We start from the raw sequence: 22,280 nt of genomic DNA, 5'->3' as shown, positions 1-22,280 counted from the left end.
TATATACCTATATTACACTATTTTTCGACAAAAAAAGAAGCCCAGGCCAAGTTGAAGCATTTTGGCGTCTCAGGACTTCTTATATTACCTTGATTACCTACTAAGGTTCAATCCCCCATTGCAAATTCCCAGCAACATAACCAGTTACTTTAGTCCAATCCGCATATGTCGAGTGGCTGCTAGCAAAGGAATAGTCATCGGTCTGCGTATAGCTAGTCCAATTGTTTTTGGAGAAGCGTGTTTGGATTTCCGTAGTTTGCCCAGGGGCAAGTGAACCTGCCGCGCTCGAAAATCCGATCTCAAGAACATGATCCGCACCGGTTACCGGTGTTGCAAGAGCACTGAAGGTACCCGTCACATTTGCGCCACCAACGGTTGCCCAGTCACAGAAAAAATTCTGAGATTCATTACCATCAATCGTGTAATAATAACGGATCTTAACGTCTGCTAGATTGAGCGCTGTGGCACCTGTATTGGTCAACTTAAATTTAGGATTAATCGAACTGCCCGTTGCTGCTGTTGACGCATTATACATTTCTATTCGCACTGTACCCGCTGGCTCTGGATTAGGTGTGGTTGTATTTTTAACATTCAGATTCAAATTGGCATCGTTACCTGCACTAAACACAAAACGGAGTGTAGTCTTGCCCACAGGCAATGTGGCTAGATACGTTTTACTTAAAATGACTTGGCTGCCTGAAAGGGTATAATCTGTACCTTGGTTAAGCGTGCTGTTACCTGAACGGATTGAACTTAACGTATTACCGTTTAGTATCAAGTTAATGGCAATGTCAGCCTGATGATCTGTAGCCAGATCAAATTCTGCTGTCAACGGATTAATAGCTGAATTCAAGATAGGAGGATTCTCCCCTCCACCATTGTTTCCACCAACTGGATCAGCGTATAGGATGCCACGTCCATTCGTTCCCAGATACACCCTGCCATAAATTCGAGGATCTCCTGTAATGGTGGTTACACGAGCATATTGATGCTGATCATCGTTAATGCGCACCCAACTTGCACCCCCGTCATCTGAGCGGAAGAAACCACGTGTCCCATCGATTTGGGCGATCGTGTATAGAGCAACGACATCCTGCCCAGGAGCTGCTTTACCGAAACCAATGCTATCGGCTTCTTCCACATTGGACAATTTGCTAAAGCTAGCTCCCGAATCTGTGGAACGCCACAGTCCATAAGGACCACTTTCCTCATTACCACCAGCAAACCAGATTTCTCCCTCAATGCCCGGAACGGCATCCAGATCTGAATTACCATCCACAGGAAGACCTGTTGCTGCCGAAGCAGTGAACGATGCTCCACCATTCACACTAATGTAAATCTTGCCTGAGGCGAATGCATAAAACTTATTTGGATTAACACGGTCGGATATGACTTTGGCCTGTGCAGGTATGCCAGAACTTGCAATCCATGAGTTACCGCTCGTAGCAGAATAATACACGCCTTTATCCGACGTGCTCCAGACCAGACGATTACCATTTGCGGAAATTGCTACGGTGCCACCCCCTGCTGTGCCAGCAGGCTCGGCATTGGCTTTATACCATGTCGTTCCACCATCGCTGGATAAACCGATCGATTTGGCATTCGGATCAGCACTGTAATCAGCCTTACCTACACGTACCATAGCTCCTGGACTTAACTCCGCAAAATCAAGACTTTCTGTTGAAGCATAATTAGGATTCGTGAAAATTGTTGCAGGGGCTTGATCCAGATCATTATGACGGAAACCTGCAACATCCCCCACACCGCTGATGAGATGTGCCCCACTAGGTGGACTGATCAAATCTAGTACCGCTATTTCCTCCAGACCTTTGGCCTTCACGGAAATATCTATTTTCGTATCTCTATCCCAATTCGTTAGATTATCACTTCCATATATTGTCGCGCCTGTTCCATACATCATACGATCCGAATCAAAGGGATCAATCTCCAGATCGCCGATCATCCATCCAAGCTTCGGAGACACTTCCGGTGGAGCCGGATTGACGCCGAATGTTAACCACGGTGCTGCTGATATGTCTTGTGTATAACGCATTTTACGGTTAGGATAACCGTCGAATTCCCAGATTCGTGTCCAAGTGTTCCCCCCATCCTTACTGCGGAATAGATTGGCATCTGGCCACCATGAATTGAGGGTAGCAACCATTAAGGTGCCAGGGTTTTGCGCATCTACTGTGAGTCCACCATAACCAAAATAATTATCAGAGCTGCTGCTTGGAACTGGACTGATATTCTTCCATACTCCTGTGGAAGTGTTCAGCTTCCATACGTCGCCTTTTTGACCGTCATACGGCCCCACACCGTCGCTATATGAGATATAGAGACTGCCATCCGAATCTAACACACCATGGTGCGGCAAATATCCTGTTGGTTGTCCCGGGACTGCCGACCAAGTCGTTCCTCCATCTGTACTGCGATAGATGCTTTGATTGGTATCTGCTACACCTACGTAGATCGTTTGTGTCGCTTGTCCAGCAGAACCAGTTGTTTTATCAAAAGTAATCCATGCCAAACCTACAATATCACTCGTGTATTCAATAGTAGGGTCTTGCACATAGGTTCCTGGATTCGGAAAGCTCGTCACTTTGCTCCAAGTTACTCCATAATCCATGCTTTTCCAGAGCCCGTTGCCGCTTCGCGCACCAAAGTACAATATACGATTGTCATTCGGATCAATGGTCAACCGTTCTCCCATTGAACGCCCTGGCATATTACCGCCAACCTTGAAGGGAAGGCTAGTTGTCTGCCAAGTATCCCCTCGATCCGTTGATCGAAGGATGGAGCCGTTATTAGGATCCCATGAATTGGTGTACGTTCCAACAGCCATATATACCCGATCGGGGTCAACTGGATCTGTTGCAAGTGCATCTACCCCGTTTTTGTTCCAATCGTCCCAGCCAACAAAATCAGTCAGCGGAATCCAGCTCTCATCGGACGCGTTCCACCGGTAAGCCCCTCCGATATCCGTACGTGCGTAGATCAGATCTTTCTCAGACTCATTAAAAATAATACCGGGAACAAAGCCACCCCCTCCGCCTGTCACTACACTCTTCCATTGGTAGGGCTCCGATGGTGCAGCTTCTGTTGTACCTGCAAGTATGCCTAGTGATGCCGTAGCCACAACAAGCGTCAAACTTACTACTCGCAATTTCCCCAAAAACGTTTTCATTTTACTTCGCCTCCTCTTCAATATGTTCATTACATCCGGTTCAATCCTGCAGTCTCAGGATGACTTAATGCGTAAGCATATCGTATTTCTACCCCTGTGCCTCCAATCTGGAACAAGCCCCACCTCCTCTCCGTTACTATTTTATTAAGCGCTTACAAAAAATCGAGTACTACCGACTCGACTCACACCCCCTTTCCATGGCATTACCGATTCAAATTATGTAAAATATTATCAATAAATAACATTCGTTGGCAAAAATAAAATTCCTGCACTAATTCTCGCCATGAACTAATATTTTTTAATGAAGCCATTGTCGTAATACAAAGAATGATAAAAAGGCTAACCAGTAGTCACTGGCTAACCTATGAGAACTCTATTTATGTGCTATAAAACGATGCTACATGATGCACAAATGGAGCGTTAATTCATCCATCCAATTAAGCTGGCATAGTCCAATTTAACGTACTCTCAACTCCACTGCTCGTTAATTAGAACGATTGAAGCTACCGTATGCATTGGTTTTCTGCCCCTTTACTCCAGGTCTAATAACAAATACAGAGCCTGCATCCGGGGTTTCCAACAGTCGTTCATCAGAGATACCAATTCGTGCAGTTGTAATGTAGAGGTCTTCTAAGTCTGGACCGCCAAAACAACATGAGGTCACTTGATCAGCAGGCACCACAATCTGTTCAAGCAGTTCAGCAGTATCAGGATTCCAACGGGTAATGCGTCCTCCGCCCCAATGCGCAACCCATAACATGCCCTCTGCATCTACTGACATACCATCTGGAAAACCCATTTCGTCAGGAATGGAGATGATTGGAGTACGATTGGCGATAGTACCATCCTCCAAATTATAGTCGAACCGATCAATGGATTTTGTAGGTGTATCGATATAATACATTAATTGATGATCTACACTCCAGCCCAGACCATTTGAGGTAGAGATGTGATCGACCATCTTTCTTACCGGCTTACCTTCCTCCAAACAATATAAGGCGCCTGTTTCTCGATCCCCATTGCCCATTCCCATCGTCCCAGCCCAAAATCGTCCATTCGCATCACACTTACCATCGTTAAAGCGGTTCGTTTCAATACCTTGTTCCGGATCTTCTATACGTTGAAGTTGACCTGTGCCTAGATGAAAGACATGAAACCCACTTCGTAAAGCCACGATGACCTCATCTCCGCGATAAGGAACAACGGCTCCTACATGTTGACCCACATCGTAAGCCTGATCAGTGCCTGTAGACGGATCGAAGACATGTACCTTGAAGTCTTCAATATCAACCCATAACAAGCGACCTTGTTCCGCGTCCCAGCTTGGCCCTTCTCCCAACAACGCATGACTATGTACCGCAATGTTCAAGCTACTCATTTCATCGCATCCTTTCTATAAGAGCATGTTCAAATTCAGGTTTTCAATGCCAAGAAGATGGAATTAAGAAATAAAGCCAACGTTCAAACAACGCTATACGTTATTTGGTACCGCCCGACCATTCGAATCCAACTGCATCTAGAAATGCCTTCGTTAACACCATGTGACCTGTTGCATCAGGATGTACCCGGTCATACGTCAAAACTGAAGTGTAGTAATGATCCCAAAATGGTGCAAAAGCAGCCTGTGTGTCTACATAGATCGCATCGAATTCGGAAGCGACTCTACGCACAGCTTCACCATATATATCCATCGTAGCGCGCATTGGATCTTCTGGATTCGCTTCCAAATAATAAGGCGTCATCAGTACAAGACCTTTTAAGTTTGGGCGAACCGATGCAACCAACTCTCGCAATGTGGACTCATATTCCTCTAAGAACACATGTGAGTCTGTAGCTAATGGATTGTCAAATTGACGCCACACATCGTTGATTCCGATCATGATGGTCAGCCAGTCTGGCTTAAGATCAAGAACATCCCGATCCCAGCGCTGCTTCAGATCACGAATCGTATTCCCACCATTACCCACATTTTGTACTCGTAACATCAATTCAGGATATATGGAACGAAGCAAAGCATACACTTGAGCAACGTAACCATGTCCTAGACCATTGCTTCCTTCACCAACAGGATGTTCACGTCCGCAATCTGTAATGGAATCCCCGATAAAAAGGACTTTATCATTTTTTTGAAATTTCATGATCATTTTCTCCTCTGCATTCGAGCATGATGAAGCATGTTGAATGGTGATGATAAAATCCAGCTCTCACCAATTACCAGCCTTGATTTTTCAACCAAGTAATACATAATCCAGACCAGGCACTTACAGCTACATTGTCCTCAGCGAGTCCTAATCCATGAGAGCCTTTCTCGAACACATGCAAGTCATACGGAATACCATGTTCGCCTAACGCAAGAGCATAACGCAAACTATTTTGAACAGGAACCGCTCCATCATCGCTTGTATGCCAGATGAACGCTTCAGGCGCATCGGCTTTCACTTGCTTTTCCGCGCTATACGCTACAACTAATTCATCTGAAGCCTCAGGGCCTAATAGATTTTCCCGAGAACCAGCATGTCCATAAGAATCCATCGTAATGACAGGGTAACACAGAATGATCCGATCCGGGCGGGAGCTAACACGTTCAATTGGATCAGCATGCTCAGGTTGTCCTTCATCATACACCGTTCCCAACATAGCTGTCAGATGGCCACCTGCCGAGAAACCCAGCACAGCAATTTTGGAAGGTTGAATTCCATACTCCTCTGCGTGAGCACGAACATATCGAATTGCCCGCTGACCGTCTGTTAGAGGTGCTGGTTGCTGATGTGGTGCCACGCGGTATTTGAGTACAAATGCGCTAATACCCGCACGATTCAACAATTCAGCGATAGGAGCACCTTCATGGTCAGCAAGAAAGCCATATCCGCCTCCAGGACATATAATGACAGCGCTCTCGGAACCAGGGTGAATAAAGGGAATCAAATGAGGCATTTCATCCTCATGCCCAACCGCCGCATAGGGTGCAGCGTGATCCCACAATGGAATAATTGACGTCAATTCAACTCATCCTCTCTCTTCGTACAACGGTTACATTCCATTGCACAGGCTGACTACTTTTGGAATTGATACCATCATAACGGCAACAAGCTTCGGGCATCAATATCTGAACAGCATCATTATTTAGTAGGTTACATGAATTATGTCCACATGCATAGTGAGATTTGGCACAATTGTAGCTTTGAATAAGTTAATATAATGTCCGAAACTGTTCAGGCGTTACATGTTCAATACGGCGAAACGTAGCGACAAAATGGCTTGCGTCACGGAAACCAACCCGAGAGGCCGTTTCCTTGATCGTTAACATTCGATCTCCTGTCATTAACTCTTTCGATTTGCGAATCCGCAAAAGAATAAAGTAGCTGTATGCTGTCATACCGAAGGATTGCTTAAACAGTGTATTCAGATGTCTGGGTGTAATTCTCAAGATTGCTGCCATCTCTTCAAGGCCAATGTCTGGATCAGCGTAGTGCTTCTCCATATAGGCAATTAACGGGGCGAGTCGCTCTACCGCAGATGAGATCGATGAGCGACTGCCTTTCATCCCGTGTTTTTTCAGAAGAATCAAAAATCGATACATGTCCGCAGAAGCTTCCAATCCGGATAAATCCTGATCACTACCGATGGAACCAAGCACCTGTCTACCATAGTGCTCAGGTGGGCTGTCCACTTCCCATTGATAGAAAGCTGCCTCTCCCAAACCAAGCCCCTCCGTAATCGCAGAACATTGTGAACCAGCAAATGTAACATACAACGTCTCCCAATCGCCTTGGGAACGCAAGTATTCATGTGGCACATTTGGCGGCATTAATATGCCGGATGCCTCTCCCAGAATTAAGGTTGAACCTCCAAATCTGAACTCCCCAGCTCCCTTAACCGTCTGCAACCAGTGATAACATGGGTATCCCGCGGGTCTCTTTACACTCTCTTGGTTCCCATTATAACCAATGCTTTCAATGTAAAGTGGAAGGGTCTGATCCCTTGATGTCATAAAGTACCGTTCATGCTGAGCTGATATGATCACACGTTTCCCTCCTCATCATTTGCGAGAATATCATTTCCGTATTCTTATATGCACCAATACTTTTCTTATATTTTAAATGTCATATGAATCATATATTATACAATTATTCTTATACAAGAGGTGAACATATTGATTAGTCACAAATTACCCAAAATGTTCTATGGTGGCGATTACAACCCTGAACAGTGGGATCACGAAACCCATATTGAAGACCTGCGCATGTTCAAATTGGCCGGAATTGATATGGCAACCATTAACGTATTCTCTTGGGCATTAATTCAGCCTGATGAAGTTACTTATAATTTTGAAGGACTTGACCAATTAATTAATAGTCTGTATGAAAGCGGTGTCTACGTATGTCTCGCTACAAGTACAGCAGCCCATCCTGCTTGGATGGCCAAAAAATATCCGGATGTGCTTCGTGTAGACGCTGACGGACGTAAACGCAAGTTCGGTGGTCGTCATAACTCTTGTCCAAACAGTCCAACCTATCGCAAATATTCGGAGAAAATGGCGGATAAGCTTGCCGAACGCTACAAGAACCATCCGGCTGTTCTGGTGTGGCACATCTCCAACGAATATGGCGGAGACTGTTACTGTGACAACTGTGAGAAAGCGTTCCGTGTATATCTGAAAGAACGTTATAAGACACTAGATCAAGTAAACAAAGCTTGGAATACCAACTTCTGGGGACATACCTTCTATGACTGGGATGAGATTGTACTTCCAAGCAATCTGAGTGAGCACTGGGGCAACAACAATTCCACATTCCAAGGCATCTCTCTGGATTACTCCCGTTTCAACTCAGACAGCATGCTGGATTGTTATCGCCTAGAATACGATGCAATCAAAAAACACATCCCGGATTCTGTTGTAACCACCAATCTAATGGGATTCTTCAAGCAACTGGACTATTTCAAATGGGCAAAATATATGGATATCGTATCCTGGGACAGTTACCCTGGTCTTGCCACTCCATTCAGTTTCACTGCAATGGCGCATGACCTTATGCGAGGACTGAAGGATGGCCAACCGTTCATGCTAATGGAACAAACACCAAGTCAGCAGAACTGGCAACCTTACAACTCACTGAAACGTCCTGGCGTAATGCGCCTCTGGAGTTATCAGTCTGTTGCACATGGTGCAGACACCATCATGTTCTTCCAGCTTCGCCGCTCCATTGGCGCCTGTGAGAAGTATCATGGTGCGGTCATTGAGCACGTAGGACACGAGCATACACGTGTATTCCGTGAAGTTGCTGAGCTAGGTAAGGAATTGCAAATTCTTGGCGACCAAACACTGGACGCTACCGTTGAATCCAAAGTAGCCATTGTGTTCGACTGGGACAACTGGTGGGCGATTGAAAAATCAAGTGGCCCTACGGTTGCTCTCAACTATGTAGATCAAATCCATAAATACTATGCTGCGTTCTTCCGTCGCAATATTCAGGTAGATATCGTTAGTGTGGATACCGATCTAAGCAAATATAACATCGTTCTTGCCCCAGTCCTATACATGGTGAAGCCAGGCTTCGCTGACAAGCTGGAGAAATTCGTTGAAGCAGGCGGTACATTCCTGACAACTTTCTTCAGCGGTATCGTCAATGAAAGTGATCTGGTAACCACAGGTGGTTATCCTGGAGAGCTTCGCAAGTTACTTGGCATTTGGGTTGAAGAGATCGATGCTTTATTGCCTGAGCAAAAAAACAGCATTGTGCTCAAAGAAACCTACGGTGATCTGCAAGGTGACTATCAGTGTGGCATGTTATGTGATCTCTTACACAGTGAGGGTGCGGAGGTCATCGCTGAGTATGGAGAAGACTTCTATCAAGGTATGCCTGTTGTTACTCGTAACAAATTCGGTAAAGGGGAAGCGTGGTATGTTGCCTCTGATCCGGAAGAACGTTTCCTTGATGGTCTGCTCGGGCAACTGGCAGCTGACAAAAACATTCATGCCTTACTGGAGACTCCCGAAGGTGTTGAGGTTAGCGCACGTACCAAAGACGGTAAGCAATACCTATTTGTTATGAACCACAATGCCTGGGCTCAATCCTATGATCTGGGTGCAACCAAGGTTCGTGAGTTGCTGACAGATCGTGAGTTGACAGGACATGTTGAAATTGAGGGTCGTGGTGTACAATTGCTCAAAAGCAATTCTTAAGAACGTATCGAACAATCCTATTGAAAGAATAATCCAAAGAACTTTTCGAAAGATTTACTCGATACAAACTGTCACCTCTCGAACTGAAAATTCCATTTTTTATTGTAAAACAAATAAGTTTATCCGTAATAATCTTCTTGTTCTCTGCAGAGTTCAGAAACTGCTACTTCCCGTATCCGGCTATGCCGGGTACGGTTTTTTCATATCATTGTATAGAAGGAAATCGTGTATTATAGCTCGAATTGGACGATACATACATTCTATGAAGCTCTATCTTTGAAACGGAGTGACTGACATGAATAAAATAAACCGGCTAGCCGCCATTGTTATGGCTTTACAGCTCGGTCACGAAACGGCACGCTCATTGGCTGACAAATTCGAAGTGTCACGGCGTACCATTTTACGAGACATCCAGTCCCTGTCAGAAATGAATGTTCCGATCATCGCCATATCCGGCCCGGGTGGTGGCTTTCAGCTCATGGAGGGTTATGTGTTACCTCCGCTGCAATTAGATCCAGTTGAAGCTGCAACGCTTATTTTCGCGCTAGAGGGAATTAGTCATCATGTCGATACCCCATTTCAGGAATCACGTTGGGTCGTCATGGACAAGATTAGAGGTATTATTCCAGAGGATATTATGACTAGAATAGACCTTATGCTGAACCAGCTAAACCATCGAGTCCTTGAACGTAATGAGCATATCAAGCATTTTGAGACTTCTATACGTACAGCGGCAAAAGAAGAAGGGTGTGAGTCCTCTCTAATCCGAGTAAAAGCGCTTTTGAACTATTCCGCAATGATTGAGGTGCAGCAGGACGACCACATTGGAGAAACGATGACCGAGGTCACCCCTGGGCTGTGGGAACTGTCTTTTCTCTGTCCATCCGAAGATTGGTCCTGGGTCGTCCGTTTCTTTTACCGGCTAGGTAAGGGAGCGGAGGTCATAGAGCCTGAAGAGCTTCGTAACGAAATAAGTCAGCATGCCGCAGACGTATTTCAATTATATGCATCGTCCTTCAGCCGCTGTTGAATTATACTTAGACAAATTATAAAAAAGGAGGCCTTCCGCCATGATTAACGACCCGATCATAACTTATGAAGAAGCAGTTCAGCGCATCCAATCCATAGGCATACTCCCTCTCGCACCTCTATTCCCCGAGTATCCTTCACTCTCTTCACTTACCCCTGAAGAGAACTGGCATAAGGATACCTCACTTGACCCTTGGCTATGGCGCACACGCTTCGCCGAAGAAGGAATTGCGGCTTACGGGAAATGCATCAAAAAGAAGGCCGTATTGATCTCACGCGATTATTTCCCATTGGTTCATCGAATGATTGCAAATCAGACAAGTATACACGAGCAGTATGATGCTGGCCTGCTATCACGCGAAGCGCTTAAACTATATGAAAAGATCAGCGGGCAAGAAGGTATTGATGGGCGTGCCTTACGTGCGCAGACAGGCTTTGCGGCCAAAGAAGACAAAAAGTCGTTTGATCAAGGACTGCTGGAGCTTCAGTCCAAAACGCTGATTTTAATCAGTGGAACCAAGGAAAAAGAAGGACTTGAAGAAGGTCAAGTCGCTTGGAACAGCTCCGCCTATGAAACTACAGAGCACTGGATGAAACGTCACGGCGTGAAGCCATTTGAAGGCAGCATTGCCGAAGCTCAAGCATCACTTGTCAGCAAGCTTGAAGAGCACACTCCCCCAATCGCTTTAACTAAAATTAAAAAGGCATTGGGTATTCAATAAAATGAAGACAAATAAATCCCAGTTACCGCTCGAGATGTAACTGGGATTACTCAAGATACATAGAACGTTTGAAGCGAGTAGAGAGACCCTACTTTAATGAATATTGCTCATTCAGCTACAAAATTACGCCGTCCTTGAATATGGCAATCTCCCGAAAACCATGTTGTTCACTCAGCGTCTGACTCCGTCCAGAAGCGATGTCGATTAATTGACGGAACAGCTGAACCTTCACATCATCCATCGTCTGACCTTCGAGCAGTTGGCCTGCGTTAAAGTCAATCCAATGCTTTTTACGGTTCGCCAGATCGGATTGAGTCGCAATTTTCACGGTGGGTACAGGGCCACCAAATGGCGTTCCTCGTCCAGTCGTGAACAGGACAATATGGGCACCCGCTGCAGAAAGGGCTGTTACCGATACGAGATCATTGCCCGGTGCCTCTACAATGTTTAGTCCGGATTTGGTTACACGTTTACCATAACGCAACACATCAACAACCTCAGAGCGTCCGCCCTTCTGTGTACATCCGAGTGACTTCTCTTCTAATGTCGTGATGCCGCCAGCCTTATTACCTGGTGAAGGATTCTCATATATGTTCTGACCATGATTAACAAAATATTGCTTGAAACCATTGACTAGATCGACCAAATCCTCAAATACTTGCTCATTGGCAGCACGATTCATTAATATCGTCTCCGCACCAAACATTTCTGGCACTTCTGTCAGAATTGCTGTGCCTCCTGCCGCCACAAGCATATCGGCTACTGAGCCGACAAGCGGATTGGCAGTGATGCCCGATAAGCCGTCAGAGCCACCGCACTTCAAACCAATCTTGAGCTTGCTAAGTGGAAGCGGCTGGCGCTTTTCCTGTTCAGCGACCTCTACCAGTTCCTCCATTAAGCGTAAACCTTCCTCTAACTCGTCATCTGTTTCTTGCGCTTTGAGAAAACGAACCTTGCCCTGATACTCGGGTGCAATACATTCACGGAACTGGTCTACCTGATTGTTCTCACAGCCAAGACCAATGACCAGCACTCCGCCTGCATTCGGATGTTCTACCAATGAAGCGAGCAACTGCTGTGTATATTTCAAGTCATCGCCGAGTTGAGAGCATCCAAACGGATGAGGAAAATGAAATACACCATCCACACGATTGCCGAACTGGGACTGACCCATCCGTGCTAATGCCTCGCACACTTTATTAATGCAGCCAACTGTATTAACGATCCAGATTTCATTACGTATGCCCGCTTCGCCATTAGGACGAAGATAACCATCGAACGAACGTAGATGTTCTGGAGGCATCTCTGTCTTGGATGCAAGTCCTGGATTATATTCATATTCGAGCAATCCATGCAGGCCTGTTTTTAGGTTATGGCTGTGAATCCAGCTCCCCTGCGCAATCTGTTCCTTTGCTACACCAATAGAGAATCCGTATTTCATTACATCTTCGCCAGCTTCGATATGATGTACCGCAATCTTATGCCCTTTGGGCACATCATCTAGCAGAGCAAAAGAAACATCATCAGGCAATACGATTGTTTCGCCTTTTGTGTATTCGCGTAGCGTTATAATAACATCATCCTGAGGATGGATTGCAATCCAGTCCTGAACTGTACTTGTTGTATTCATAGACTCTCACCTTTCAGCAGCGAAATTTCGTGTACGAGCGCTTCTCGCAGCCCTTCACGTTCATCCAAGTTTTCGCCCCAGATGGATACATCGGATAATACGGAACCAATAATACGATCTAATTGTTGCTCATTGCTATTCAACGTATCGTAGTCTTCCCAGTACCCAGCTAGGAGGGATAGAACCTGAGGATCATCTCGTAAAATGAATGACTCCCCATTCAAGCGCTGTGTCTGATATCCATCCGGCGTATTCACTGGGCGGTACAGATATAACAGCCCTGCAAATCCACGCAGCAAACGGGATGGCCAGTTGTCTTCATGTTGTTCGTACGAGAGGAGCGTTGGCAGAACACGAACCTTGAACTTACCAACGGTGTTTAACGCAATATCCTGCAATTTATGATCAATGTATGGATTAAGGAATCGTTCAAATATTTCTTCTGCATACAATCCTAAATTGAGATCTGGCATGTTCAATGCAGGTATAATCTCCTCATGCACAGCTTCCCTTATAAATGCTCCGAATTGTGGATCTTCCATCGTTTCCCGCACATGCTGCTTGCCATGAAGAATACCGAGGGAAGACATAAGCGTATGTGCACCGTTTAGAATACGTACTTTACGAAGCTGAAACGGCTTCAGATCCTTCACCCAATGTACATTTAATCCAGCCTGCTTCAGGGGCAGCTTCTTGTCCAACGCTTCATCACCCTGGATCGCCCAAAAATGATAAGGCTCTGCTGTATTGATCAGCTGATCTTCATATCCCCACCGATTCGTCAATGCATCAGCTTCGTCCTGTGTTGGAGAACCTGTAACAATCCGGTCTACCAGGTTATTTAGGAACAAGTTATGTTCTGTAATCCAAGTGCGGAAAGCATCTGAATAACCAAAATCCTCACTGTGACGGAGGACGCAGCTACGTAACACATCTCCATTGCCTTCAAGAAGTTCACAAGGAAGATGGATTAAACCTCTCGTTGGATCTCCTGCAAAACGTTCAAATCGTCTGTGAAGAAACACTGTCAGTTTGCCTGGGAAGGATTGAACCGGCTCTCCTTCTACATATTCCGAAGATATATATTTCAGACCTGACTCGGTCGTATTGGAGATAACAAACTCAAGCGATGGAAGCTCCGCTAGCTCTAAAAAATCCTGCCATTCTTCATAAGGATTCATGCAGCGGGAAAATATGGAGATCATCTCTGTACGCTCCACAGGTTTACCATCGGACAGCCCCCGAGTAATCATCGTGTATAATCCATCCTGTTCTCTGATCTGGTCTAGCTTCGCTTTCCCTCCCGGGCGAGGCTGGGTCACTACGATACTGCCATGGAATTTGCCTTGTCTAGCACTCTCGTGAAGCATCCAGTCAGCGAACCCTCTAAGGAAATTACCTTCACCAATTTGCAGAACTTTGACAGGGCGTTCAATGATCTCCTTGCATTTCCGTTGTCCATCATTGCCTAACAGACTTAACTTTAATCTTGGACGTTTGGTGCTAGCCGACATGAGCACTCACCTCATTATTTATTTATCTTCAGCGGATACTGATCACGCTCTTATGACATCCGTTGAAAACGCTTTAAATTCATTGTATCATCAATAAAAGGAAATTAAATTGCTTATAATGCCGTAAATATACTCTTTCATGATCATATTCTTCCTCTGTATTGCTGACTAAAGATTGGAAAGGAGACAGTATGAATCGTTCACCTGTTCGTACAACCATTCAGGCAGAATCAGGCATCCCGTTTCGATTGGTGTATGCAGATACGAAATCGCCCCAGAACGAATTGCCCGACCATCTTCACGATTGGCATGAGCTGATCTATGTATATCGTGGTCAAGGAACTATTTTTATCGACATGGGTCTTGAGGATATGACTGAAGGGGATCTCTTCATTATTCCGGGGAACACGGTGCATCGAGCCTTACCTGATGAAAAGAACCCCGTCACCTCTTCTGCACTATTCTTCAGCCCAGGTTTATTAGCGTCTGCGGCTGGTGTCAGCTCATCCGCACTATTAGCTCTATTTGAACGTTGTCGTAAACGCCGAGTGTATAAACGTCAGCTCCCCCCAGCCGAACGTTCCACAGTCGCTGTATTAATTGAAGATATCCAACATGAGTTTCAGCTAAACAATCACCTTAGTGCACACGCCGCACTGCTCAGATTACAACTATTATTGATCTTTCTAGAAAGGCTTGATGCCACGGATCCAGAGAATTCCCCTCGCCCTGTACCTGGCCCAAGCTGGTTATCTACGATCCTAAGCAGTATCGACGACAAACTTCGCAACGGCTTATCTCTACCAGAGCTCGCACAGCAAGCTGCCGTTTCACCTGCTCATTTCAGTCGAGCTTTCAAAAGATACACGGGCATGACACTAACCGACTATGCACTCGCACGTCGGGTAATTATGGCCAAGGAGCATCTGCTCAAAAGTGATGCAACAATGGCCTCTATTGCTGATGCCTGCGGCTTCGAGAGCCTGCCCCATTTTTATCGTCAGTTTAAGAAGCTGACGGGAACCACTCCGGCAGCCTATCGAAGAACTATGAGTAGTTAGCAGATGGTTCCAAAACCTGTTTCTGCATCCTTTTAGGAGCGACTCACTTTTTTGGAGTGTAACATATTCTTCCATACACTTCGTATGGTATGATAAGGGGTAGACGTCAATCTTTGGATCTATTCAAAGATTGCTTAGAAAGGTACTCCATTGCGTTCGCCAGACGTTTGGAACTCAGCCTTATGCGTATATACGCCATTACATGACAAACGGAGTTGACCTTATCGTGTTGATCAAATTTTTAATTTTTGGCTTACTCTGGCAGATTGTAGGTAATCCCATCGTAGCGATCCTCATCCTTCTTCTTATTCTGTATTTCTTGGATCGTCGTTACGTCGGGTTATTTCCTAGCTTCATGAAGCCACTCAAGCGGCTGCGTAGTATTTCACGGTTACGCCAGCAGATCGCCATAAATCCTAATGAGGTTTCCTCCAAGCTGGATCTGGCTCGCCTATTAATTGAACGCAAACGTTATGAGGAAGCCCATGCCATATTACTGGAGATTGAGCGACCTTATGAACATTCAGCTGAATACTGGGAAGCACTAGGCACAACCGAACTGCATCTTGGGAAGATCGAAGAAGGAGAACAACACATATTGAAGGCATTGGATATTAATCCAAGGGTGAAGTATGGTCGTCCCTATCTTACGCTCGCAAGCAGCTTCAAGGATCAAGATCAGAGCAAATCTTTGCATTACGTGAATCAGTTCCAAGAGATCCATTCATCATCAAGCGAAGCTTATTACTTGCTTGGCTCTGTATATCGCTCCCTTGGAAGAAATGCCGATGCAAAGCAAGCTTATGAACAATCCTTGAATGTATACCGTTCGCTCCCTAAGTATAAGAAACGTCAGGAACGCCGCTGGGCTGTGCGAAGCTGGTTCCGCAAACGCGGACTGTAGTCTACCTTGATCTAAGCCTGATGTAGTGTCTACAGCGAATAAATGTCTATAGAAAGAAGTGCACGGAGCTTTGCCAGTGGCATCGTACCGTGCACTTCTTTCTATTCCAACCCAAATTCATACAAAAAAACAGACATATCTCACCACCAGGACATTATATCGCCTGCACTAACAGTTCACGTAGACGTCCTTCATGGAGAGCCATCCAATCTACACGTTCTTTAAACTTCTGAATCTGTTGCACGGCTACAGCAGGTTCATCCGTACCTTCGAACATTCGACTTAGAAAATGCATCACAACATCAAGACTTCGTAGTAATATAAGCTGCGGTATAGCTTCACGTTCATTAGACTGTATAGTAACGTTATCACGGAAACCTTGGATCATCGCCTCCAGTGCAAGCCACATCCATTTCTCATCCTGATCCTGTGTCAAAAGGTCTGACATTGGAACAGCGAGCTCCATCACCCGCAAATCCCATGTAGCAAACTCAAAATCAAGTATGGCACATATCCGTCCCTGCTCATTAGTAAGTACATTGGATGCATTCAGATCACCATGAACCAGTTGATGCGGCAATTGCTCCATTCCATTCAACGCTTCAAATAGACCCGGTAGTACCTTGGCTAAATCTCGCATGTCTTGCTCACAAGCAAAAAGTTCAGGCGGCGGTGTCTGACATAGTTGCAGCAATTTATTCGGAGTGCACAGTGGGTAGGCATCTTGAATCTGGTAATACGGCGGATAAGCAGGCTGGAGTACGATATCCAGTTTCGACATCGCCGAAGATAATGCCCCAGCAGCACTACCCAGTTCGAATAGTTGCTCAGGGGTATTCCACACCGTGTTACTTCCAGTACAATATCGAAATAAAGCTGCGATCTTGAGCTTGCCAGTCGAGTCCTGAATAGGCAAATAGGTTTTTGTGCCCCCATCAACAGTTATTTCTACAGGAGATGGCACCTTGATGGCAAAATTGGAACGTCCCAAGGCTAGCAGCACCTCATGCTCAAACCTAATTTTGGTCTCATCGTTATGCGTTTCATATTGCCGAAGTACATAAGACTCGCCATTCATTTTTACGATATACGTTGAATTGTTCATTCCCCCACTTCCACGCTCTGCTTCCCAACTTGGCTCCGTTGCATATGTGGACAGCACACGCTGAATTAGCTGTTGTTCTGGATCATGTGAAGGACGTAAATGAATACTATGCACCAAAAAAACTCCTTTTTCTTTCATTATCAACTGACCTGTTCAAGCTCAAGCTACTTCTCACAAGGCAGAGAACACTTACTTCCATATTGTCATCTTAACGGAAGCAGGTAAGCAGGTCTAGTGATTGAAAGACTTCGCCATCATCCCAGTCGTGAACCCTTCTTAGGAAAATGGAGTATAACCCGTTCGGTTTAACTGATCGGCAATGACACGATAACCTCTGGCATTCGGATGTACCCGATCCCAGAATAATAGTTCACGTTCATGTCCCAGGAACCTGTCATACACCTGAGCGCAGGCATAGTACCTTGATCCCGCACCGTCCAAGAAGGAATTGTACTGCTGCACCCAATAGGCTGCCTCAGGCGCTTGTGGGAACGGGTTGTACAATCCGATCGTTCGCACCATATAGACACTATTGCCCTTCAACTGCCGGATCTGCTTCATAATCTGTGAAACATGATTGCGTGTCTCTCCCAGCACCTGGGTCATCTTGCTTGTACCTGGCACTCCATTACTTGCTCTGAACGTTCGAATAAGATCATTGCCTCCAATGGATATCGTGATGATGTCTGCTTCTCGAAGGGATTGACGCACCCTGCTATGCGAGGATACCATCTGCAATAATTCTCCTGAGGTTAGCCCGTTCACCCCCATGTTATCCATCGATACAAACGTTCGGACGTTAATCTCTGCCATTCTGCGATACAAAGGAACAAATCCCGTGCCGAGTAGAGCTCCTGTACCTACTGTTAACGAATCCCCGACCGCTGCATATCGATAAACCATCACCATCGCTCCTCTCTACATGCTCATAATTCACTCATTGCTATAATGTATGAGGAATCGACACACATAGCGCGGGACAGTGTCCTTGGGCATTAACCTTTATTTTTTGTATATCAATTGAACGACCAAATATTTACACTGCTAATCCGAGGACAGAACAATTTCCTGCTCACTGTTATCCCTATTTTTTTGCATTTATTATAGAAGAAAATATTGTCCTAAGACGCAAAAAACGCCGTCAGAAATCTCTGGCAGCGTTATTGCAATGCTTATTCGCTATTTACTCGTTACTTACTCGTTATTTACTCGGCATATTTTTCCTCACTTACATGCCAAGGGTACGATCCGAATCAACGGATTTCGCCTGCTCTTTGTTCGGGAATGGCCACCAATTGGCACGACCAAACATCTTCACCATTACCGGTACAAAGAATGGTAAGAATAACAAGGAGTACAACACAAGTCCACTGAGTACTACAGTAGCAATCTGCATCATGGACAGTACTCCTGATGGGTACATTGCAGCAAAGGTTCCGCTCAGAATGACCGCGGCAGACAGAATAACGGTTCCCATGTTTTTCATCGCATAGAGCATCGCATCCTGAACCTTCATACCCTTATTCTCATTGAAGCGATCCATCAGGAATATGCTGTAATCCACGCCGAGGGCAATGAGCATTACAAAGCCAAAGAACGGCGTTACCCAGCTAATGCCTGAGAATCCAAGGATGTTAACAAATACAGTTTCTGTGATCGCCATCGACGTGAAGTAAGCCAGAAGTAATGATACGATCAAATATAATGGCATAATGACAGAACGTAGTAACAGAACAAGAATAATAAAAGTACCTACAAGCATCAGCGTAACGGTGCGTTTATAATCGTTATTGGATATTTCCTGCAAGTCAGCAAAGGTGCTTGTTACCCCACCTACAGCAATATCCGCCTTTTCAAGCGCACTTCCCTGCACGGCACGATGCACCGCTGCTTCAATATCTGGTACACGATCAATCGCTTCCGTTCCGTATGGATTTTCAGCGAAAATGACATCGATGGTCATCGTTTTCCGATCCGTGGACAGATACGTATCAAATACCTGCTTGAATTCTTTACTGTTCAATGCTTCATCAGGTACATACCACCCGGCAAGATCCGAATCAGGTGAATTTTGCAACTGTGTCAGATAGTCCTGTGCTGAATCCAGACCACCGGATACTTGATTGATACCATCCACACTCTGATTAAGTCCATCGGTTAATTGCGTCAACTGACCGCTAAGATCGGTAAATCCCTTTTGGATTTTTTCCTGTCCACCCTGAAGCTGTCCAAGACCATTTTGTATAGCCGGAATTTCACTAATGACTTTGCCTTGCCCGTTAGCAGCCTGCGTCAAACCAGTTTCCAGTTGACCAATGCCCGTTACAATCTGACTAAGTCCATCTGCAAGTGCTTTTTGTCCGGATGCCGCCGCTGCAAAACCTTCATTCGCCTGGTTAATACCTGCTGCCGCTTCACCCAGATTCGTCTGAATTTGTCCCAGACCCTGTGCTAATTGTGCAGTACCTGTTCCGGTTTCCCCAAGGGTTCCCTTCACCCGTTGATAATCTGCATCGGTTTGCAGTTCAGGATAGCGCTCTTCCAATGCGGCGAAGGATTCATTCAATTGGGTCAGCGCAGTTGAAACGCCAGTGAGCTGCTGTGCAATTTCACCAACACCTTCACCAAGCGCCGAGACTCCTGCTCCTGCTTGGCGGTATGCCTGTAGTAATTGATTATTCGCCTGTGCGAGTTGATCAGCACTTGACTTCGCTTGCTGAAGCCCTGCCTTCAGATCTCCTGCTCCTGCGGATCCATCGCGAATTCCCTTTTCAATTTGACGAAGTCCTTCGGTTAATTGCGTAATTCCTGACTGTAGCTGGGTAGTACCTTTGGTCAGTTCTCCCGCACCATCAGCCGCTTCTTTTAACTGTGGTTCGTTTTGACTTAACTGGCTACTGGCTTCACTCAAGCCATCCCGGATTTTGTCCAAGCCTGTCTTGCCCTCACCCAATCCATCGGAGAGAGTTCCTACTTGCTGGGTCACTTCAAAGTCTTTGATTTCTTCACCTGTTGGCCGTGTCATGCTTCGGACGCCTGAGATGCCCGGAACCTTCTCTACCTCACGGCTAATTTTCTCGGCAACAGCCATATATTTGGCATTGTCCATAGGCTCATCGTTCTGAATAACGACCTGCCCTGGTAAAGATTCTCCTGGACCAAAGCTGTCGGATATAATATTGAACGCTTTGACTGAATCGTATTTGTCACCAATCTCATCTAAACTATTAAACGATAATTTGCCATCGTACGTGCTTAGTAACGGTACACAAACGGCTGCTACAATTAACAGCGCTGCCCACGGACGTTTCAGAGAGAAACGACCTGCCACCCCATAGATTTTGCTCTCAGCATGCTCTAATGAACCTTTAGAAGGCCAGAATAGCTTTTTGCCAAGTACAGCCATGAAGAATGGAACAATCGTTACCAGGGCGAGCATCATCACAGCGATACCAACTGCGACTGCTACAGCGGAGCGATACAGCATAAACTGCGCAAAACCAATGGCAATGAAACCAACCAATACGGCTAAAGCGGAGAAAAATACCGTTTTTCCTGCTGTTCGATACGTTGCGATAATGGCATCCCATGTATTTTCATGATGTGCCAGCTCTTCCTTGAAGCGGCTAATCAGCAGGATACAATAATCTGTACCAATACCGAACATCACTGCCACCATAAAGATCTGTGTAAACGTAGAGATTGGGAAATCCACGGCGTCCACGAGGAAGGCAACGATTTGCTGCGATACAATATAACTAATACCTACAGTAAGCAGTGGAACGAATGGTGCTACAAATGAACGGAATACAAGGAACAAAATTAGCAATATAAATACAACCGTGATGTATTCCGACTTCTTAAGTCCCTCCTGTGAGCTTTCAATCGTATCTTCATCAATCAAACCTTTACCGGTTATGTAGTGCTCTACGTTGACCGAATCTAAGGCTGCATTCAGATCATCACGCATCTCTTTCGTGGTACGTTCTCCCTGGTCGATGGAAAGAGACGTCAAAATCGTCTTGCCATCTTCCGAGATCATTTGTTCAGCTAATTCAGGCTCTGAGAAAGGCTCCAGGATAGACAGAATCCCCAGTTGCTCCTTCTTGGTCTTCAATTGCTCGATAGCCTTCTCTGCCTCTTGTTTTCCCGAGTCGCCCAGACCATCAGGATTATAAAACACAAGAGCAATCTGACTACCCTGCTGCTCGCCTTTTTGCGCAGCAGCTTCATCTAGGATGGCGGCAGCATTCGTTGAAGAATATCCTTCTGGTACGGAAAATTGACCCTTTTCTCGGATTAATTCCCCCATATTTGGAGCGGTTAGCATTAATACTGCAGCAATTACGATCCACAGCCCCATCAACCACCATCTTGCTTTCAAAATCGTTCTCATTTCTGATCGGGTCCTCCCTCATGTGTTAACAAAGCTGCAAGCTTCTCAAACGATTCAATAAAATTATGAACATCCTCTGGCTTGAAATGAACCAAATAAGGCTCAAGAAGTTGTTGTATCTCTTGTTCCGTCTCCCGGTACGCCTTCCGCCCGTGATCCGTTAACGTCAGGTAGACAACTCTACGATCACGCTCATCCCCAGCACGATCTACCAGATCTCGATCTACCAGCTTATTGACCAGAGCGGTAATACTGCTCTTGCCCACACATAGCAGCTCTGCCAGGTCTGAAGGGGTGCATTTCTCCTTCTCATTAATCAGACGTAGTGCAATAAATTGATCCGTCGTCATCGTCTGACCCACACGTTCACGAATTTGATTATCGAAACGTTTGGTCACCAAAAATGAGGCATCCAAATATCGGTTAACCAAACTTTTAGCGTCTAGTGATTTCATATTGTATTATTCACCTCTCTCAAAAAGTAGTTCACTTATGAAACTATTCATTTACGAAACTATTCTATAATGAAACTATATGACAAAGCAATA

General features: G+C 45.5%; 16 protein-coding genes. 5 read left to right on the top strand and 11 right to left on the bottom strand.

Features of this window, described 5'->3' with window-relative positions; all coding sequences use genetic code 11:
• Positions 1–100 precede the first annotated feature (100 nt).
• The 5 genes from M3636_RS15005 to M3636_RS14985 form a co-directional block, all read right to left on the bottom strand.
• Positions 101–3,187 carry a X2-like carbohydrate binding domain-containing protein gene (locus M3636_RS15005; protein ID WP_251383039.1) on the bottom strand — a complete coding sequence of 1,029 codons (3,087 nt, stop codon included), beginning with the start codon at positions 3,185–3,187 and terminating at the stop codon, positions 101–103.
• A gap of 484 nt (positions 3,188–3,671) precedes the next feature.
• Positions 3,672–4,565, bottom strand: a complete 894-nt coding sequence (locus M3636_RS15000; protein ID WP_251383038.1) for an SMP-30/gluconolactonase/LRE family protein — start codon at positions 4,563–4,565, stop codon at positions 3,672–3,674.
• A gap of 100 nt (positions 4,566–4,665) precedes the next feature.
• A complete protein-coding gene (locus M3636_RS14995; RefSeq protein WP_128101351.1) occupies positions 4,666–5,325 on the bottom strand; it encodes an SGNH/GDSL hydrolase family protein in 660 nt (219 codons plus the stop codon).
• A 73-nt stretch (positions 5,326–5,398) separates the two neighbouring features.
• Positions 5,399–6,187 (bottom strand): alpha/beta hydrolase, encoded by a 789-nt coding sequence (locus tag M3636_RS14990; protein ID WP_251383037.1) that lies wholly within the window; start codon positions 6,185–6,187, stop codon positions 5,399–5,401.
• A 190-nt stretch (positions 6,188–6,377) separates the two neighbouring features.
• The gene (locus M3636_RS14985) at positions 6,378–7,211 is read right to left on the bottom strand and encodes an AraC family transcriptional regulator (RefSeq protein WP_251383036.1); all 834 of its coding nucleotides are present in this window, start codon (positions 7,209–7,211) and stop codon (positions 6,378–6,380) included.
• 129 nt (positions 7,212–7,340) lie between these two features.
• Here M3636_RS14985 and M3636_RS14980 point away from each other — a divergent pair, with 129 nt between their 5' ends.
• From M3636_RS14980 to M3636_RS14970, 3 genes are all read left to right on the top strand, one after another.
• Positions 7,341–9,371 (top strand): beta-galactosidase, encoded by a 2,031-nt coding sequence (locus tag M3636_RS14980; protein ID WP_251383035.1) that lies wholly within the window; start codon positions 7,341–7,343, stop codon positions 9,369–9,371.
• Positions 9,372–9,666: 295 nt separating this feature from the next.
• Positions 9,667–10,401, top strand: coding sequence for a helix-turn-helix transcriptional regulator (locus tag M3636_RS14975; RefSeq protein ID WP_251383034.1), 735 nt, complete (start codon positions 9,667–9,669; stop codon positions 10,399–10,401).
• Between the two features lie 40 nt (positions 10,402–10,441).
• Positions 10,442–11,122 (top strand): AlkZ-related protein, encoded by a 681-nt coding sequence (locus M3636_RS14970; protein WP_251383033.1) that lies wholly within the window; start codon positions 10,442–10,444, stop codon positions 11,120–11,122.
• A 115-nt stretch (positions 11,123–11,237) separates the two neighbouring features.
• Here M3636_RS14970 and M3636_RS14965 read toward each other — a convergent pair whose 3' ends face one another.
• Both M3636_RS14965 and M3636_RS14960 read right to left on the bottom strand, forming a co-directional pair.
• The gene (locus tag M3636_RS14965) at positions 11,238–12,752 is read right to left on the bottom strand and encodes a UxaA family hydrolase (RefSeq protein WP_251383032.1); all 1,515 of its coding nucleotides are present in this window, start codon (positions 12,750–12,752) and stop codon (positions 11,238–11,240) included.
• The gene (locus M3636_RS14960) at positions 12,749–14,266 is read right to left on the bottom strand and encodes a tagaturonate reductase (RefSeq protein ID WP_251383031.1); all 1,518 of its coding nucleotides are present in this window, start codon (positions 14,264–14,266) and stop codon (positions 12,749–12,751) included. Before M3636_RS14960 ends, M3636_RS14965 begins: the two co-directional genes overlap by 4 nt.
• Before the next feature lie 191 nt (positions 14,267–14,457).
• Between M3636_RS14960 and M3636_RS14955 the strand changes: the two genes are divergently transcribed.
• A complete protein-coding gene (locus M3636_RS14955; protein ID WP_251383030.1) occupies positions 14,458–15,327 on the top strand; it encodes an AraC family transcriptional regulator in 870 nt (289 codons plus the stop codon).
• 226 nt (positions 15,328–15,553) lie between these two features.
• Positions 15,554–16,231 carry a tetratricopeptide repeat protein gene (locus M3636_RS14950; RefSeq protein ID WP_251383029.1) on the top strand — a complete coding sequence of 226 codons (678 nt, stop codon included), beginning with the start codon at positions 15,554–15,556 and terminating at the stop codon, positions 16,229–16,231.
• Between the two features lie 154 nt (positions 16,232–16,385).
• On the opposite strand, the gene M3636_RS14945 is transcribed toward M3636_RS14950, so the two are convergent.
• The 4 genes from M3636_RS14945 to M3636_RS14930 form a co-directional block, all read right to left on the bottom strand.
• Complete coding sequence (locus M3636_RS14945; RefSeq protein ID WP_251383028.1) at positions 16,386–17,450, bottom strand: phosphotransferase; 1,065 nt, start codon at positions 17,448–17,450, stop codon at positions 16,386–16,388.
• A 162-nt stretch (positions 17,451–17,612) separates the two neighbouring features.
• Entirely contained in the window at positions 17,613–18,239 is a 627-nt protein-coding gene (locus M3636_RS14940; protein WP_251383027.1) for a GDSL-type esterase/lipase family protein, read from the bottom strand.
• A 325-nt stretch (positions 18,240–18,564) separates the two neighbouring features.
• Positions 18,565–21,732 carry an MMPL family transporter gene (locus M3636_RS14935; RefSeq protein WP_251383026.1) on the bottom strand — a complete coding sequence of 1,056 codons (3,168 nt, stop codon included), beginning with the start codon at positions 21,730–21,732 and terminating at the stop codon, positions 18,565–18,567.
• Positions 21,729–22,187, bottom strand: a complete 459-nt coding sequence (locus M3636_RS14930) for a MarR family winged helix-turn-helix transcriptional regulator (protein ID WP_128101340.1) — start codon at positions 22,185–22,187, stop codon at positions 21,729–21,731. The genes M3636_RS14935 and M3636_RS14930 overlap by 4 nt, the downstream gene beginning before the upstream one ends.
• Positions 22,188–22,280: the final 93 nt, after the last annotated feature.

It is taken from the genome of Paenibacillus sp. MER 99-2, from assembly GCF_023714095.1.
In the GTDB taxonomy this organism is placed as follows: Bacteria; Bacillota; Bacilli; order Paenibacillales; family Paenibacillaceae; genus Paenibacillus.
The sequence above is the reverse complement of the archived record's forward strand: the minus strand, read 5'-3'. Positions and strand labels throughout refer to the sequence as shown.